Raw genomic sequence first — 15981 nt, forward strand, 5'->3', positions numbered from 1 at the left:
AACTATCATGGGCGTTTTAAATAATATTAAAGAACTACAGGATGTTGTGGGGAATTACCGTAGCAAAGGTCTCGTCGTTGGGCTTTGCCATGGCTGTTTTGACATAGTCCATCCTGGGCACATTTATCACCTCAAGCGGGCGCGCACGATGGTAGACCGCTTGTTTGTGTCAATTACTGCTGACAGTTTTGTCAATAAAGGCCCGGATCGACCGGTTTTTCCTGATTGCAAACGTGCTGAGTTTATTGCCTCCATCCGCTATTGCGATCATGTGATTATCAGCAATATGCCGACGGCCGAGTGCATGATCAAGACTTTGCGACCTGATATCTACTTCAAGGGGGCGGATTACAGCACTGGTTCTGACGTGAGACTACAGGCAGAGCGAACTCTAGTTGAAAGTGCGGGAGGGCGTATGGTCCTGACGGATAATAGGGTATTCGACTCGACTTCTCGAATTGCTCGATTAGTTATGTCCAAAAATATTCAGCTTGGAGACTGAACAATGTCGACTCTCATATTAATTGACCTAGACGGTACAGTACTCAATACGCCACATTTTGAGGCTTGGCGTAATACCGCCCTCAAAATTGGGGGCACCGAATTAACTCGTAATGAGTACATCGATCACATTGCTGGACGTCCCCGAATGGAAGGGGCTTCACGTCTCTTGGAGCTGAAAAGAGACGTTCAAGGTCAAGGCGCTCTCCACTCATTGAGTGCCAGTGAGCTATCCGCCTACAAGCAGAACGAATTTCAACGCCTGTGCGTGGGCACCGAACTTTTCAGCGATGCGTTACGCCTGCTGCAGCGCATTGACGACGCCAGGCAGCCAGTCATCTTCTATACGGCTTCGCAGAATGCCGCTGACTTGTTCGATATTACTTTGCACCAGTCAGCATTCTCGCTCACACAACCCAAGACAGTTTCTCAGCAATCCGCCAATCAGAAGCGAGTCGAGTTGTTTAAGCAGTTGATCGGTACACGGGCTGCGATGGATGTCCATCTTATCGACGATAGTCCATACGCTGCTGATCTCGCGTGCCGCCTTGGAATCCATGCCTGGCAGATTCGCCGCAACCAAGGTGAACCCAGGGCAAACGACCCTCGTGTCTCGATACTTTCCTCACTCGATGAATTTATGTTGCCGAGATAATAACCCAGGGAGAAGTGGATATGAGTAATGCAACTGTTGTTCTTGTTACGGGTGGAGCGGGCTACATTGGATCAAGGCTAGTTCCCAAACTGCTGGCCGCAGGTTATCGGGTCAGGGTCTTGGACGCACTGTTTTTCGGCAACGGGCTTGAGCTGCTCATAGGCCACCCTCGACTGGAATTCATCAAGGGTGATGTGCGTGACAAGCCCGTTTTAGAGAAGGCCTTGCAGGGCGCCAGTACCGTTATCCATCTTGCCGCAGTGGCCAATGACCCGAGTTTCAATTCAGCTCCTGAACTGGGCCAGTCAATTAATATCGATTGCCTACCCCATATAATGGGCAGCGCAAAGCTCCTGGGTTGCCAGCGTTTTATCTACGCTTCTTCGGCGAGCGTGTATGGGATCAATGCAGAACCTTTTGTGGATGAGAACCAAGCCTGCCTTCCGATCACTGACTACAATCGATTCAAGGCGCTTGGGGAGAAAATACTCTTCGACTTGACTGATTCAACCTTCCAGACTGTGGCCATAAGAGCAGCCACGGTTTGCGGATGGTCGCCCCGACAACGGCTTGACCTCACAGTAAATATCCTGACTGTCAGCGCACTTGCCCGCGGTGAAATCACCGTGTTTGGAGGCAGCCAATACCGGCCAAATGTCCATATCGGCGATCTCACTCGACTCTATACGATGCTCGTCCAGCGAGAATCCCTAAGTTTTATCAGTGGACAAGCCATCAACGTCGGTTACGAAAACCATACGGTCACCGATATCGCAAACCAAGTAAAAGATATCGTCGACAAATACTTCTCGACCAATGTACCGATTATCACCTCCGCCAGTGATGATGCTCGCTCATACCGCTTGGATTCGCGCCGGGTCCAGCAGCAACTAGGCTTCGATTTCGTCTATTCGATCCGGGATGCCGTCCTGGAGTTATGCGAGCAATGGCAGTTGGGAAAGTTCATAGACAGTGGTGATGTGCTCTCGGACACTCGCTACCACAATGTTCTAAATATGCAACACAACGATTGGTCCTTTGAGCCTTGCGGAGAAACCCCGTCGTGCTAACCATTTCTTATGGAAAACAGACAGAGGAGATCGTCGAGATCTGTTCGAGCTCTTCCGCATTTGTAGCCTGCGTGGCAACTCTGGCCAATGCTCATATGGGGGTGCGTCCCTACATACCCAACTCATCGGCGCGAACGAAACGAACACAGTTGTTGGTAGGGGGTATCTATGCTCCCGGCACCGGAGTGTCACGGGAAATAGTCTCACTACCGGCGCCGAGGATTATCCGACTCTATGATGTCGATACAGGTGAGCCTGCACGTCACCAGGGCGCTCCGACTGTTGTATTGTCGCTGGACAAGGCAACCGTCACTAGTACCGAACGGACGCTCGTGGGGGGCGTCGAATACGAATTGACGGTAAGGCAATTCGTCGAGGCGCCCGATGACACCGCTGCTTCGACCTATATAGGATTGTGCCAGGTCGGCGGCTGGGGAAAACCGCATCGGGTGCGGTTGGACTTTGGCATGGACGACTCGGCACTGAATGAATACCTGGGCGCCTCCGCTTGGTTGACTACCCGTCACTATGATATCAAACAAAGTTTCTACGAGGGCGGAGAGTTAAGTGTAATAGTGGAGATGCGTGAACGGCGACTGGGTTATAATCTTCGCTTCGGAAGATCCCATCCGGTCGCTAGCTCCTTTATCTACTGGAATGAACAGGAAGGTGGCTGCGTCGCCTCGATAACTTTTGATTTTTCAACAATTGGTCATCACAAACTTTCCGTGCACTGGCAGTTAGCACTAGATCCGCTTAATCCGATTGCTGAGTGTTTTTCCTCCGAAACTGACCCGGCTGGCATCGAAAGCGCACACCAAAAAAAGTGGAATGCGCTTTGGAATGATCATGATGTCATCATCAATTCAGGAGGTAGTCCTGCGGAGCTAGGTATGAAGTATTCCGTTTTCCAACTCTTGCAACATGGTGTCGGTTTAAAGATTAAAGGCAAAGGTGTGATTTCACCGGCACGAGGATTAACTAGCACTTATCATTCTGGCGCCACGTTCTTTGACACAGAACTGCATAAATGCATTTTCTGGATCTGGAACGACCCCGAGATCGCAAAAGCCTTGATCAATTATCGCTACGATTTCATAGAGGAGGCGCGATTCTTCGCACAGGTCAACGGCTTCGCCGGGGCACGTTATCCTGAAGCATCCAATGACATGGGCGTCGAGAACGGGCCACATTACGTATTGTCCTACCCAGATCCCGAATTTAGACGAGAATGGAGCGGCAAGGAGGTGCTGCACATCTCGGCGGATGTTTGCTATGCACTGAATAAATACTGGAAGGCTACCGGTGACGACACGTATATGGAGTCACGGGGATACCAAATAATTGTTGAAAGTGCCAGGTTTGCGGCGTCAGCTTTCAACTGGTCGGAGGATAAACATGCCTTTATCCTGAAGTCGGTGATGGGGCCGGACGAATATCATTATCATGTGGATAACAGTTTCTTTACCAACTATATGCTCAAATGGTGCATCAGGCTTGCCCTCTCACTGGTAGGTCGTAGCGGTTTTCCGTCGGTGTTGGCGGCGGAAATCGAGTGGTGGCATACCCTGGCGGATAACGTCTACCTGCCCTGGATGATGGTGGAGGGTGTTTCGATCCCTGAGGAGTTCGAGGGGTACGCTTCCCTGCCGGACACTTGCCTCAGGATGGATAAAAAATGTGGCCCTCAGTTTGTTGACGAGACTGAACGGGAAAAGGCCGAAAAGTTGCAAAATTTCGATTCACGCTTGATAAAGCAAGCGGACATCGTTTTGCTCATGTCACTATTTCCCGAGGATTTTTCAACTTTAGTTAAGCGCACTGCGTTTAACTATTATGAACCGCGAACAGTGCATGAGTCTTCGCTGAGCTATGGCCCCCATGCAGTGGTTGCGGCACATTTGGGCCAAACGGAAGCTAGTGCCGACTTCATCCTACGGGCTAGTCGCTATAACCTGGACTTCACCCCCGTGACTGATTACAGCAATGGGCTGCATCTTTCCGCCTATGCCGGCGCTTGGCAAGGACTTGTCGAAGGATTGGCTGGCCTTGAAGTTAGAGAGGGGCGATTGTCCTTCCGACCGCAGTTACCTTCCCATTGGAACTCATACAACTTCACGCTTTATTTTCGTGGGCAACGGTTCAAGGTCTCGATCCATGGTCGAGGCGAACTGGAAGTAAGGAGAGGGGGGGTGAGGCTCGATACGCACTTAAACCAGGACGCAAGCATAGGCCTCAAGGACGATTACTTATGATCTCCATTGCCGATCGCTTATCACCTTATACCGATGCGCTGAACGTCTCTTCTTTTCGCAAGTTACTCATCGGGCAAAGCCTCTCGATGGCCGGTGACGCTATTTGTCTGGCAGCGCTGCCGATAGCGCTTATTCGGAGCGGATTCGGAGCAGATGTATTTGGTTTTGTTATGGCAGCAGTCGGGGTAGGGGCCGTGATCGGGGCCTTGGCCGGAGGTTTGCTGGCGGATCGAAAGTCGCCGAAACAGGTTCTGATTTATACCGATACGGCGCGGGGTATTGCGCAGTTCGCCGCGGTGGCGCTGATTTTCTCCGGTGCGCCCTGGTGGTTCCTGACCTTTGCCTATCTGATATTTGGTATCGGCATTGGGGTGTCCCGTCCTTGTGCCCAAGTGCTGCTCGTCAATTTGCTGCCCAAGCAAGCACTTGTTGCCGGCAATGGTGCGATGAACTTTGTCGATAACCTAGTTGCTGTGCTGTTTCCCGCGACACTGGGTGTGTTCATCATTTTCTGGGATCCGGTCTGGGGCATATTGATCGATGGTCTGACATTCTTTTGCGCCGCCATTTATACGGCGATGTTGCCCGATGTGGAGCCCCGTGAGTTCGAGGAGGGAGTCTCGATCCGAGAAGCGCTCTGCGGCATTACCGTTATTACCGGCAATTCCATGCTTTCGCTGGGTTTCGCAGCCACGCTCGTGGTGAACGTACTGTGCTTCCCCATTTTTCTGGTAGTCGCACCCTATGCGATCAGCGATCGCTTCAGCGAAGAGATGTGGGGATTGTGTCTGGCCGCATCGGGATTCGGCGCGTGCATTGGTTCTATCATCACGGTTCTCGCTTCCGGCCATGAGCGACTGATCGGTCTTTTTGTGATCTGCGGCTTACTGCTGGCTGCCGCGATGGCTCTTCTCGGCATAGGAAGTTCCTCCTGGATGGTGATACTGGGGGCGACCTTCGTAGGCATCGTTGAAGCGGCCTGGTTGACGGGATGGGCCACCGCTATGCAGACACTGTCTCCTGAGAAGGACCTTGGCAAAGTGGTGGCAGTCGATACGTTCTTTACCAGTGGCCTGCACCCCTTCATTTATCTTGGAAGCGGGATCGTCGGCGGGCTGGTTGGTTATTCTCAGACCCTTTCCCTCACGGCGATCCTCAGTGCCGTAAGCACAGTGTTAATTGTTCTGGCGGCATTTAAGTTGATGCCAAGGAGTGCTCAAAATGATCAAGTGCAATAATGTGTTAGAGCAGGCAAACGACCTGTCAGCCCTGATTCTTAAACGATGGCAGGTGCTTCTGGCGACGGGTGACTTTGTACTTGGCGAGGAAGTCGCAAAGTTTGAAGCATGGATGTCCGAGCGCTGTAACGGCGCCAACGCAATTTCCCTCAATTCAGGCACTGACGCCTTGATCCTGGCGCTGCGGGCACTTGGAATTGGACCAGGCGATGAAGTCATCACTTGCGCAAATACGTTCGTCGCGACGGTTGGGGCAATAGTTGCCGCTGGTGCTAAACCCGTTCTAGCAGATGTGGGCGATGACGAACTCATCAACGTCGATACCATCGAGCCTCTCATGAATGCCCGGACGAAAGCAGTCATACCTGTTTACCTGCGTGGGCGTCCATTGAACATCGACGCGATAATCGACTTGTGTCGTTCTCGCGGTGTGGTGGTAATTGAAGACTGCGCCCAGGCTATCGGTACTACTATCGACGGGCACCAAGTGGGCACTCGAGGCGATGCATCAGCCTTCTCCATGCATCCACTAAAGACACTCGGTGGCTTTGGAGATGGTGGGGTGCTGGTGACGACCCATCCGGAGATTGCCGAATATGCCATTAAGGCACGTAATCACGGGTTGGAAACGCGTAATGAATCGGTGCTGTTCGGAGTCAACTCGCGCCTGGATTCACTGCAAGCGTCAGCACTCAACCTCAAAGTCCAATATCTGGACCAATGGTTGAAACGGAGAGTGGAAATCGCTGCATTCTATGATCAGGCCCTTAGCCGGACGGCAACGACCGTAGACCTTGGCCGCGGCAAACCTGGCGGGTCCTACTACCACTATGTGGTGCAGTCAAAGCACCGAGACAGGTTACAGAGCTTCCTTGCTGAAAATGATATACACGCTGCTGTTCACTATCCTACGCCTATTCATTGGCAAGAGGCTTGGTTGAAGAGCCAACCTCCGGTTGTTTTGCCCAATACCGAGCGCCTGTCCCGAGAAATGCTAACTCTTCCTTGCCACCATCATTTGACAGACAGTGATGTTGAAAAGGTTGTAGCCACGATAAAACGCTTTGATCTCATGGAAAAGCAATGACCTTTACGGGCGCGGTCAAGAGTGAAATACATTGCGTCCGCACAGGTACATTGGCCAGAGCGCTGCAGGAAAGGCCAATGTTCGGGAGTCGGAAATTCGTCCGCCCTGGCTTTCGAAGATCTGGCCGCTGGCGTGGGCCAACGCCGGGCTGCACAGCCACATCACCAGCGGCGCGATGTTGCCGGCGAAGGCGCCCGAAAGCCCAGCCCCAATACTCAAGGCCGACTTCGCCGACAAGCCGGAATCCTACAAACTGCGCTTTGTTAACTCAATTCCAACCAGATCGGCGCATGATCCGATGGTTTCTCCATCCCACGCAGTTCGTAGTCGACACCGGCCGCCTTGACCCGCGGCATCAGGCCGTGGGAGGCGAGGATCACATCGATCCGCAGCCCGCGCTTGGGCTCGTCCTCAAAGCCACGGCTGCGATAGTCGAACCAACTGAAGACGTCAGCCACCTCCGGGTTCAGGTGGCGGAAACTGTCCACCAAACCCCAGTTCTTCAATCGGGCCATCCACTCGCGCTCTTCAGGCAGGAAGCTGCATTTGCCGGTTTTCAGCCAGCGTTTCATGTTGTCCGGGCCGATGCCGATGTCGCAGTCTTCCGGGGAAATGTTCACGTCGCCCATCACCACCAGCGGCTGGTCGTTCTTGAACTGGCTTTCCAGCAGCACCTGCAGGTCGTTGTAGAAACGCTGTTTGGCCGGGAACTTGGTCGGGTGGTCGCGGCTTTCACCTTGGGGGAAGTAGCCGTTCATGATGGTCACCGGCACGCCATTGGTGTCGGCGAAGGTGCCCCAGATGAAGCGTCGCTGGGCATCCTCTTCATCGGTGGCAAAGCCTTTATGCAGGGCCAGTGGCTCCTGGCGCGACAGCAGGGCGACGCCGTAATGACCCTTTTGCCCATGGAAATACACGTGGTAGCCCAGGGCCTTGACCTCTTCAAGCGGGAACTGGTCGTCGTGGACCTTGGTTTCCTGCAACCCGATCACGTCCGGCTGATGCTTTTCGATCAGCGCCGCCAGCTGATGGGGACGGGCGCGAAGCCCGTTGATGTTGAAGGAGACGATCTTCATGCTCGGCAGTCCTGGCAAAAGGGCGATGCTAGCTGACATGGGCAATGGGGGCCAGTGCGGGGTGGGACGAACAGGGTTTCATTGCCTACACTGATTTGCGATCAGCAAGGAACTGTCTCGGCCCCAATGAGCTCGTAACAACAAGAGCGCAGCCCCGCGAGCTGCGTCAGGGAGAACGTCCGTCATGCCTGAAACCTCCACCTCCACCGCCATTGCCGATATCCACATGCTCGACAGCGGCTATTCCCGCGAAGCGCGTTCTCTGCTGTATCAGGCCTACCGCCACGAGCCGACGTTCAGCTACCTGTTCGAAGCCGAGCGTCCGGGCTATGAACAACGGGTGCGCGCCACCGTGCGCGAACTGGTCAAGCAACACTTTTTCCAGGAACTGCCGGCCATCGGCCTGCTGGTCAACGATAGGCTGATCGGCATTGCCCTGATCGCGCCGCCACAACGGCGCCTGGGGGTGACGGAAAGTTGGGCCTGGCGCCTGCGCATGGTGCTCAGTACGGGTTTTCGCTGCACCCGGCGCTACCTTGAGTACCACGACGCCGTGGCGGCCTGCGTGCCGAATGACTCGGTGCACGTACTGCCGTTGCTGGGGGTTCACCCGCAATTCCAGGGCAAGCACTTTGGTGAGCAACTGTTGCAGGCGGTGCATAACTGGTGCGCGGTGGATGAAAACTCCCAAGGCGTGATTCTCGACACCGGCAACCCGCGTTATCTCGACTTCTATAAGCGCCAGGGCTACGAAGAAATCGGCGAAGTGGCCGTTGGACCGGTTCGCGAACACGTGTTTTTCCACGCCAATCCGCAGGTATTACATTCAGCAACGGCTTGAGGCCGAACTTTACGTGCACGCCAGGCTCTATCACGCTCCACGCTCGTGATAGCATCCGCGCCTATGAATTTTCCAGGAAGAATTACCAGTGGCGTACTGCTGCTGATCACCAGCTGCGCGGCACTGGCGCAAAGTGAATTGGATGTGCGGATCAAACCGTCCAACGATGCACTGAAGGCCAATATCGAAGGCTATATCGGCAGTCTCGGCGATCGTGACGAAGAGGCTTTGCTGCGCTTCAGTCGTGGCGCCGAGGAACAGGCGCGCAAGGCCGCCCAGGCCTTGGGTTACTACCAGCCGCAAATCGACAGCGAAGTGAAGGGCGGCAAGTCGCCGCGCCTGGTGCTGACCATCGAGCCCGGCGAGCCGGTGCATCTGCGCAACGTCACCATCCGCGTTGACGGCCCGGCGGCCAGCCTCAAATCCTTTCGTGTGCCCAAGAGCCCTGCACTGCAAACCGGTGCGGTACTCAACCACGGTCAGTACGAGGACGCCAAGCGCCTGATCCAGAACCAGGCCTCGCGTTTTGGTTTTTTCAGTGGCCGCTTCAGCCGCCAGAAGTTGGCGGTCGACCCGCGGGCCGGCGTGGCCGATATCGAGCTGGTCTACGACAGTGGTCCGCGCTACTCGCTGGGCAAGGTCAATTTTGAAGGCGACACACCGTTCGACGAAGACCTGCTGCAACGCATGGTGCCTTTCAAGGCCGGTACGCCGTACGACTCCGAACTGATCGCCGAGCTCAATCAGGCGCTGCAATCGAGCGGCTATTTCGAAGGCGTGCGGGTCGACGCCGCGCCGACAGCGTCCAAGGACGATGTGATCCCTGTGGACGTCAAGCTCGAAACCCGCAAGCCACGCACCATGGGCCTGGGCATTGGCTACTCCACCGACGTCGGCCCACGGGTCAAGGCCAACTGGACCCGGCACTGGGTCAACCCCCAGGGCCACAGTTATGGCTGGGAGACCGAAGTTTCGGCACCCCGGCAAAACGTCGGGTTGTTCTACGACATTCCCCTGGACCCGCCGCTGACCGACAAGCTGCGTTTCGCCGGTGGTTATCAGAACGAAGAAATCGCCGACAAGGACAGCCTCAGCAAGTTGCTGACCGTAGGCCCCGAGTGGCACAGCAAGCTGCCCAGCGGCTGGCAGCGGGTGGTGTCGCTCAAGTGGCAGCGCGAGGAATACCGACTCGGCGACGATTCCGGCCTCAGTACCTTGCTGATGCCCGGTGTCAGCTATTCGTACCTGAAAAGCGACAACCGTATCGACCCGCACAATGGTTATCGCCTGCAGTTCGAAACCAAGGTCGCCAAGGAAGGCCTGGGTTCCGATAACAACTTGCTGTACGGCACGGCGCTGGTCAAAGGCCTGACCACGGTGTTCGACAAGCACCGCTTGCTCGGTCGAGTGCAGGTTGGCGGCAGTGCCACCAACGGCTACAAATCGATACCGCCGTCGTTGCGCTTCTTCGCCGGTGGCGACCAGAGTGTGCGCGGCTACGACTACCAGAGCCTGTCCCCGGAAAACAACCAGGGTGACCGCATCGGTGGTCGCTACATGGTCACCGCCAGTGCCGAATACCAGTATTCCGTTGCGGAAAAATGGCGCGTGGCGACTTTCGTCGACCAGGGCAACTCCTTTAATACACTTGAACTGCCGAACCTCAAGACCGGGGTCGGCATCGGCGTGCGCTGGGTCTCTCCGGTAGGGCCGATCCGCCTCGACCTGGCCCATGCGCTCGACGACGGTGGCGGCATTCGCTTGCACTTTTCCATGGGACCAGAGTTGTGAAACGTGGCTTGAAAATAACGTTGCTGACCATTTTGGCGCTGCTGATGCTGGTGGTCCTGACCCTGGCCACAGTGCTGGGCACGGCGACCGGCAGTCGCTGGGCACTCGGGTTTGTGCCGGGTTTGAGCCTCGACAATTTCCAGGGTCGCCTGGGCGGGCAGTGGAGTGCCGATCGCCTGTTGTGGCAGCAAGACAGCAGCCGGGTCGAGCTCAGCAAAGTCATCTTCGCCTGGTCGCCGCTGTGTCTGACGCGCATGACCCTGTGCATCGAACAACTGAAGGCCGATCAGGTCAGCCTGCAATTTCCACCCGGCGAGCCAGAAGAGAGTAGCGGGCCGATCAGTCTTCCAGACTTGAACTTGCCGCTGGCGCTCGAACTGGGGGACATCCAGGTCGGCAGCCTGCTGTTCAACGGCAGCGAACAACTCAAGGGCCTGCAACTGGCGGCGCACTGGACGGTCAACGGCCTGCAGATCGACTCGGTGCAACTGCAGCGCGATGAACTGAGCCTGCACCTGTCCGGCTTGCTGCAACCGACTGGCAATTGGCCGCTGAAGGCAGAAGGCAAACTGACCCTGCCAGCACCTGGCACCGAACCTTGGGCGCTGGCCCTGCAAGTCGACGGTGACCTGCTGAACACCTTGAACCTCAAGGCCGACAGCAGCGGCTATCTCAATGGGCAACTGACCGGCAAGCTGCAACCCTTGGTGGAAAACCTGCCGGCCACAGTGCGCATCACCGCTGACGGGTTCAAACCCAGCGCCGACTTGCCGGACACCCTGCAACTCAATCAGCTCGAACTCACTGGCGCCGGTGACCTGAAAAACGGTTATCAGTTAGTCGGCAAGGCCACGCTGCCAGCCGAACAAGGCCCGGTCGCGCTGGCGTTGCAAGGCAAGGTCGACGCCAACGGCGCGCAGATCGCCGCCCTGGACCTGACCGCCAACGACAAGCAAAGCCTCAAGCTCACCGGACAACTGGACTGGAGCAAGGGCCTGAGCGCTGATGCCAAAATCGCCTGGCTGGATTTCCCCTGGCACCGGCTCTATCCGCTGATCGACGAACCGCAAGTGGCCCTGCGCAGCTTCAACGGAGACGTCTCCTACACCGACGGCAAATACCTGGGGCACTTCGACGCCGCCCTGGATGGCCCGGCCGGGGCGTTCAGCCTGACCAGCCCGTTCGCCGGTGACCTGACAAAAATCTACCTGCAACAGATCCAGCTCGTCGCCGGGCAGGGGAAGGCCGAAGGGCACTTGAACCTGCAATTCGCCGACGGCATCGCCTGGGACACTGCGCTGGATCTTTCCGCGATCGATCCGGCGTACTGGGTCGCGGAACTGCCGGGCACGTTGGCAGGCCCCTTGCGCAGCAAAGGCGAGATGAAAAATGAACGGCTCAGCCTGAGCGCCGACCTGGATCTCAAGGGCAAGCTGCGTGGCCAGCCGGCCGTCCTGCAAGCCAAGGCCGATGGCAGCGGCGAGCAATGGAACCTGAACGCCCTGCAGATTCGCCTCGGCGACAACAGCATCAACGGCAAGGGCAGCCTGCAACAGAAACTTAACGGCCAGATCGATATCAAGCTGGCGCGTCTGGCCCAGCTATGGCCGCAATTGCGCGGCCAGATCAACGGCCGGGTCGATGTCGCCGGAACGCTCAAGGCACCGCAAGGCAAGCTCGGGTTGCAAGGCACGCAACTGGCTTTCCAGGACAATCGCCTGCAAAGCCTGAACCTGGACGCGACCCTCGACAGCGCGCAACGGTCGAAAATCGACCTCAAGGGCAGCGGTATCCAGGCCGGTGACACCTCGTTGGGCACCCTGACCGCCAGCGGTCAGGGCGACATCAAGAACCAGAAACTGAGCCTTGACCTGCAAGGGCCCAAGTTGAAACTGGCCCTTGGTCTGGACGGCGCACTGGACCAAGGCAACTGGCGAGGACGTCTGGCCAGCGGCGACATCCAGGCCGGTGGCCAGGACTGGAAGCTGCAAGGTCCGGCAAAACTCGAGCGGCTGGCGGACGGCAAAATCAATTTTGGCGCCCATTGCTGGGCGTCTGGCCCGGCCAGTCTGTGCGGTGAAGACCAGCGTCTGATGCCGGAGCCGAAGCTGCGTTATCACCTGCGGCAATTCCCCATCGACAGCCTCGCCCAGTGGCTGCCGAAGGATTTCGCCTGGCAGGGCCGGCTCAACGCCGACGTGCAGCTGGACCTGCCAGCCAGCGGCCCGAACGGCGTGATCAGCATCGATGCCAGCGGCGGGACGTTGCGCGTGCGCGAGAAAGAGCAGTGGCTGGATTTCCCGTATCAGACCCTCAAGCTCACCAGCACGCTTGCGCCCAAGCGCATCGATACCAACCTGAATTTCGTTGGCGGCAAGCTTGGGGAATTGATGGTACAGGCGCAGATCAACCCGTTGCCGCAGAACAAACCGCTGACCGGTACCTTCCGCTTGAGTGGCCTGGACCTGTCGGTGGCGCGGCCGTTTGTGCCCATGGTCGAGAAACTGACTGGTCGCCTCAATGGCAGCGGCACGATTTCCGGTGGCCTGCTGGCGCCGCTGGTCAATGGCAATCTGGTGCTCAGTGACGGCGAAGTGTCCGGCGCCGAGTTGCCGATGGAGATTCAAGCGTTGCAACTGCAGGCGGTGATCGCCGGTGAAACCGTGCAGCTCAATGGCGGCTGGAAAAGCGGCAAGGCCGGGCAGGGCAGCCTCAACGGCAATGTCGCCTGGGGCCAGGCACCGGTGGTGGACCTGGCGCTCAAGGGCTCGCAGTTGCCGGTCAGCGTCGAACCCTACGCCAAGGTCGAAGTGGCCCCGGACCTGAAAATCTCGCTCAAGGGCGATGAGCTGGCCATCGCCGGTAAAGTGCGGGTGCCCAAGGGCGACATCACCATTCGCGAGTTGCCGCCATCGACGGTCAAGCTCTCCGATGACACGGTGATCATCGGCCAGCAGACCGAAGAGGGCAAACCACCCCTGGCGATGAAGATGGACATCGATGTGGTGGTTGGCGAAGAGAAGCTGAGCTTTGCCGGGTTTGGCCTGACCGCCAATGTGCAGGGGCATGTGCACATTGGCGACAACATGGACACCCGTGGCGAGCTATGGCTCAACGACGGCCGCTACCGCGCCTACGGTCAGCGACTTACGGTGCGCCGGGCGCGGTTGCTGTTCGCCGGCCCGCTCGACCAGCCGTACCTGGACATCGAGGCCATCCGCCAGACCGACGATGTGATCGCCGGCATCCGCTTGAGCGGCAGCGCCGAGCAACCGACCACGCAGATTTTCTCGGAACCGGCCATGAGCCAGGAACAGGCGCTGTCCTATCTGGTGCTGGGGCGTCCACTGAGTACCAACGGTGAAGACAACAACATGCTCGCCCAGGCTGCACTCGGCCTGGGCCTGATGGGCAGCTCCGGGGTAACCGGTGGCCTGGCGAAGAACCTGGGCATCGACGATTTCCAGCTCGACACCGAGGGCAGTGGCAACGCCACCAGCGTGGTCGCCAGCGGCAACCTTTCCGAGAAGCTCAGCCTGCGTTATGGCGTTGGTGTGTTCGAACCGGCCAACACTATTGCCTTGCGCTACAAACTGAGCAAAAAGGTTTACTTGGAAGCCGCAGGTGGCGTGGCCAGTTCGCTGGACATCTTCTACAAACGGGATTTCTAAACCGCCATGCAACCCCTGTAGGAGCTGGCTTGCCAGCGAAAGCGGTGAATCAGGCAACATGCGGTTGACGGGAAGGACGCCTTCGCTGGCAAGCCAGCTCCTACAGGGATTTATGGTGTAGTCAGAATTGCACCGTTTGCCTGAGCATCTGCGCCGCCGGCGTATCCACCGGGCTGACCATCGCATGTTTACCTGGAAGCCGCCGGTGGCGGGGCCAGTTCGCTGGACATCTTCTACAAACGCGATTTCTAAACCACCACGCAACCCCTGTAATTGGATGGACTCGCCCCAGCCGAGGCGTCAATGCGCCACGGTGGCAGTCTAAACAGCCAACGGCAGCGAGGGCGAGTCCATGAAAAAGCATAGTTCGATTGATCAATCCCTGTCTTCTACCGATTTGTCGGCCTGCACAACCTTGGCGGTCGATCTGGCCAAGCAGGTTTTTCAGGTCGCCGGTGAAGATGTTCTCGGCCAGGTGCGCTTCGAGCAACGGATCAAGTCGCGCGAGGCGTTCTATGAGTTTCTCCAAAAGTTGCCGCCTCATGTTGTGGTTTTGATGGAGACCGGTCCGGGTGCTCAAGCCTGGGCCCGGCAACTGCAAGACCAAGGTAATTCGGCGCGGATTCTTCCAGCCGGTTTGGTGGCCAAACATCGCAGTGGGCCAAAAAATGATCGCAACGATGCGTTGGCGATTCTGCGGGCTGGTCGCGATGAAAAAATCTGCGCAGTACCGGTCAAAAGCGTCGCGGCGCTGGCCATGCAGGCGTTGCATCGCGCCCGTCAGGGCTATGTGCGTCGGCGCACGGCCGTCAGTAATCAGATGCGCGGCCTGCTGCTCGAGCACGGTGTCGCCTTGGCGCAAGGCGATGTTGCGATCAGCCAGAAAATTCCGCGGGTGCTGGAAGATGCTACCCAGCCGGTGCCGGCCCTGCTGCGTGAACTGATCGACGAACTGCTGGCCGAGTGGCGCCATTTGGGCGAGCGCATCAGCGTACTGACGGGACGCCTGGAAGTGGCCGCCAACGCCGACATGACGGCGAAGCGACTGATGACTGTGCGCGGCATCGGCCCAGTCACAGCCACGGCCCTGGTGGCCAAGGAAACCAAGCCTGAGCGATTTCCCAATGCCCGCAAGTTTGCCGCGTACTTTGGCATGGTGCCTGACCAGCACAGCAGCGGGGAAAAGATCCGGCTGGGGGACATGACCAAGCGAGGTGATGCTTATTTACGCAGCCTGATGATCCAAGGAGCCCACGCGGTGCTGCAACAACTACGACCTGATTCCCAGCAACCCGATGACCGCCGCTTGTTGCACTGGATGAGCCGGTTGGGTCGTAAGGAAGCTGCGATCAGGCTAGCCAACCGCAACCTGCGAATCGTCTGGGTGCTTCTACAGAATGACCAGACTTATCGTCGCCACGCCGGAGATGGCCAGCAGGCAACGATGAGCCACTGAGCGACAGAGTTCTGCCACCGAGGTACCAACTGTCCGACCCTTTGCTGAAAAAAATTGACCCCAGGTAAGACCGGCGTGGATTGATGCCTAAGCTCCTACTGGCCTTCGAGGCCTGAATGTAATCGGCATACCACGAGCTTTTCCAATTTTGGCCAGAAGCCGAAGACGGCTTCCACGAATAGGCCTTATACATAGATGCAACGGGGCGACGGTTTTTTAAAAGCGGGTAGACAGTGGGGGCGAGTCCATACATAGGAGCTGGCTTGCCAGCGAAGGCGTCCTTCCCGTCAACAACGATGCTGCCTGATCCACCGCTTTCGCTGGCAAGCCAGCTCCTACA

12 protein-coding genes are annotated in these 15981 nt (G+C 57.2%); 10 read left to right on the plus strand and 2 right to left on the minus strand.

The window, feature by feature from the left end; all coding sequences use genetic code 11:
* Positions 1-7 precede the first annotated feature (7 nt).
* From DKB71_RS11120 to DKB71_RS11145, 6 genes are read left to right on the plus strand one after another with little or no spacing between them, the layout of a single operon-like run.
* The gene (locus tag DKB71_RS11120; protein ID WP_408600383.1) at positions 8-502 is read left to right on the plus strand and encodes an adenylyltransferase/cytidyltransferase family protein; all 495 of its coding nucleotides are present in this window, start codon (positions 8-10) and stop codon (positions 500-502) included.
* A gap of 3 nt (positions 503-505) precedes the next feature.
* The gene (locus DKB71_RS11125; RefSeq protein WP_408600384.1) at positions 506-1156 is read left to right on the plus strand and encodes a hypothetical protein; all 651 of its coding nucleotides are present in this window, start codon (positions 506-508) and stop codon (positions 1154-1156) included.
* A gap of 20 nt (positions 1157-1176) precedes the next feature.
* Positions 1177-2226, plus strand: coding sequence for an NAD-dependent epimerase/dehydratase family protein (locus DKB71_RS11130; RefSeq protein ID WP_408600385.1), 1050 nt, complete (start codon positions 1177-1179; stop codon positions 2224-2226).
* Complete coding sequence (locus tag DKB71_RS11135; protein ID WP_408600386.1) at positions 2220-4481, plus strand: glycosyl hydrolase family 65 protein; 2262 nt, start codon at positions 2220-2222, stop codon at positions 4479-4481. The genes DKB71_RS11130 and DKB71_RS11135 overlap by 7 nt, the downstream gene beginning before the upstream one ends.
* Positions 4478-5719: an MFS transporter gene (locus DKB71_RS11140; protein WP_408600387.1), complete on the plus strand. Its 1242-nt coding sequence runs from the start codon at positions 4478-4480 to the stop codon at positions 5717-5719. The genes DKB71_RS11135 and DKB71_RS11140 overlap by 4 nt, the downstream gene beginning before the upstream one ends.
* The gene (locus DKB71_RS11145) at positions 5703-6806 is read left to right on the plus strand and encodes a DegT/DnrJ/EryC1/StrS family aminotransferase (RefSeq protein ID WP_408600388.1); all 1104 of its coding nucleotides are present in this window, start codon (positions 5703-5705) and stop codon (positions 6804-6806) included. Before DKB71_RS11140 ends, DKB71_RS11145 begins: the two co-directional genes overlap by 17 nt.
* A 15-nt stretch (positions 6807-6821) precedes the next feature.
* Here the strand turns inward: DKB71_RS11145 and DKB71_RS11150 are convergent, their stop codons facing one another.
* Both DKB71_RS11150 and xthA read right to left on the minus strand, forming a co-directional pair.
* The gene (locus tag DKB71_RS11150; RefSeq protein ID WP_408600389.1) at positions 6822-7043 is read right to left on the minus strand and encodes a hypothetical protein; all 222 of its coding nucleotides are present in this window, start codon (positions 7041-7043) and stop codon (positions 6822-6824) included.
* A 26-nt stretch (positions 7044-7069) separates the two neighbouring features.
* Positions 7070-7882: an exodeoxyribonuclease III gene (xthA, locus tag DKB71_RS11155; RefSeq protein ID WP_408600390.1), complete on the minus strand. Its 813-nt coding sequence runs from the start codon at positions 7880-7882 to the stop codon at positions 7070-7072.
* Positions 7883-8066: 184 nt separating this feature from the next.
* Between xthA and DKB71_RS11160 the strand changes: the two genes are divergently transcribed.
* The 4 genes from DKB71_RS11160 to DKB71_RS11175 all read left to right on the plus strand — a co-directional run bounded on the left by DKB71_RS11160 (position 8067) and on the right by DKB71_RS11175 (position 15641).
* The gene (locus DKB71_RS11160) at positions 8067-8723 is read left to right on the plus strand and encodes a GNAT family N-acetyltransferase (RefSeq protein ID WP_408600391.1); all 657 of its coding nucleotides are present in this window, start codon (positions 8067-8069) and stop codon (positions 8721-8723) included.
* 63 nt (positions 8724-8786) lie between these two features.
* Complete coding sequence (locus DKB71_RS11165) at positions 8787-10514, plus strand: autotransporter assembly complex protein TamA (RefSeq protein WP_408600392.1); 1728 nt, start codon at positions 8787-8789, stop codon at positions 10512-10514.
* On the plus strand, positions 10511-14185 hold the full coding sequence (locus DKB71_RS11170; protein ID WP_408600393.1) for a translocation/assembly module TamB domain-containing protein: 3675 nt from the start codon (positions 10511-10513) through the stop codon (positions 14183-14185). Before DKB71_RS11165 ends, DKB71_RS11170 begins: the two co-directional genes overlap by 4 nt.
* Before the next feature lie 397 nt (positions 14186-14582).
* Positions 14583-15641: an IS110 family transposase gene (locus tag DKB71_RS11175; RefSeq protein WP_274078160.1), complete on the plus strand. Its 1059-nt coding sequence runs from the start codon at positions 14583-14585 to the stop codon at positions 15639-15641.
* Positions 15642-15981: the final 340 nt, after the last annotated feature.

This window comes from Pseudomonas sp. PLMAX (genome assembly GCF_046042685.1).
Classification (GTDB): Bacteria; Pseudomonadota; Gammaproteobacteria; order Pseudomonadales; family Pseudomonadaceae; genus Aquipseudomonas; species Aquipseudomonas putida_AE.

Coding starts and splice junctions, on each gene's coding strand:
- xthA (WP_408600390.1), bottom strand. CDS start 7,882: ATGAAGATCGTCTCCTTCAACATCAACGGGCTTCGCGCCCGTCCCCAT.
- DKB71_RS11145 (WP_408600388.1), top strand. CDS start 5,703: ATGATCAAGTGCAATAATGTGTTAGAGCAGGCAAACGACCTGTCAGCC.
- DKB71_RS11120 (WP_408600383.1), top strand. CDS start 8: ATGGGCGTTTTAAATAATATTAAAGAACTACAGGATGTTGTGGGGAAT.
- DKB71_RS11160 (WP_408600391.1), top strand. CDS start 8,067: ATGCCTGAAACCTCCACCTCCACCGCCATTGCCGATATCCACATGCTC.
- DKB71_RS11140 (WP_408600387.1), top strand. CDS start 4,478: ATGATCTCCATTGCCGATCGCTTATCACCTTATACCGATGCGCTGAAC.
- DKB71_RS11165 (WP_408600392.1), top strand. CDS start 8,787: ATGAATTTTCCAGGAAGAATTACCAGTGGCGTACTGCTGCTGATCACC.
- DKB71_RS11130 (WP_408600385.1), top strand. CDS start 1,177: ATGAGTAATGCAACTGTTGTTCTTGTTACGGGTGGAGCGGGCTACATT.
- DKB71_RS11125 (WP_408600384.1), top strand. CDS start 506: ATGTCGACTCTCATATTAATTGACCTAGACGGTACAGTACTCAATACG.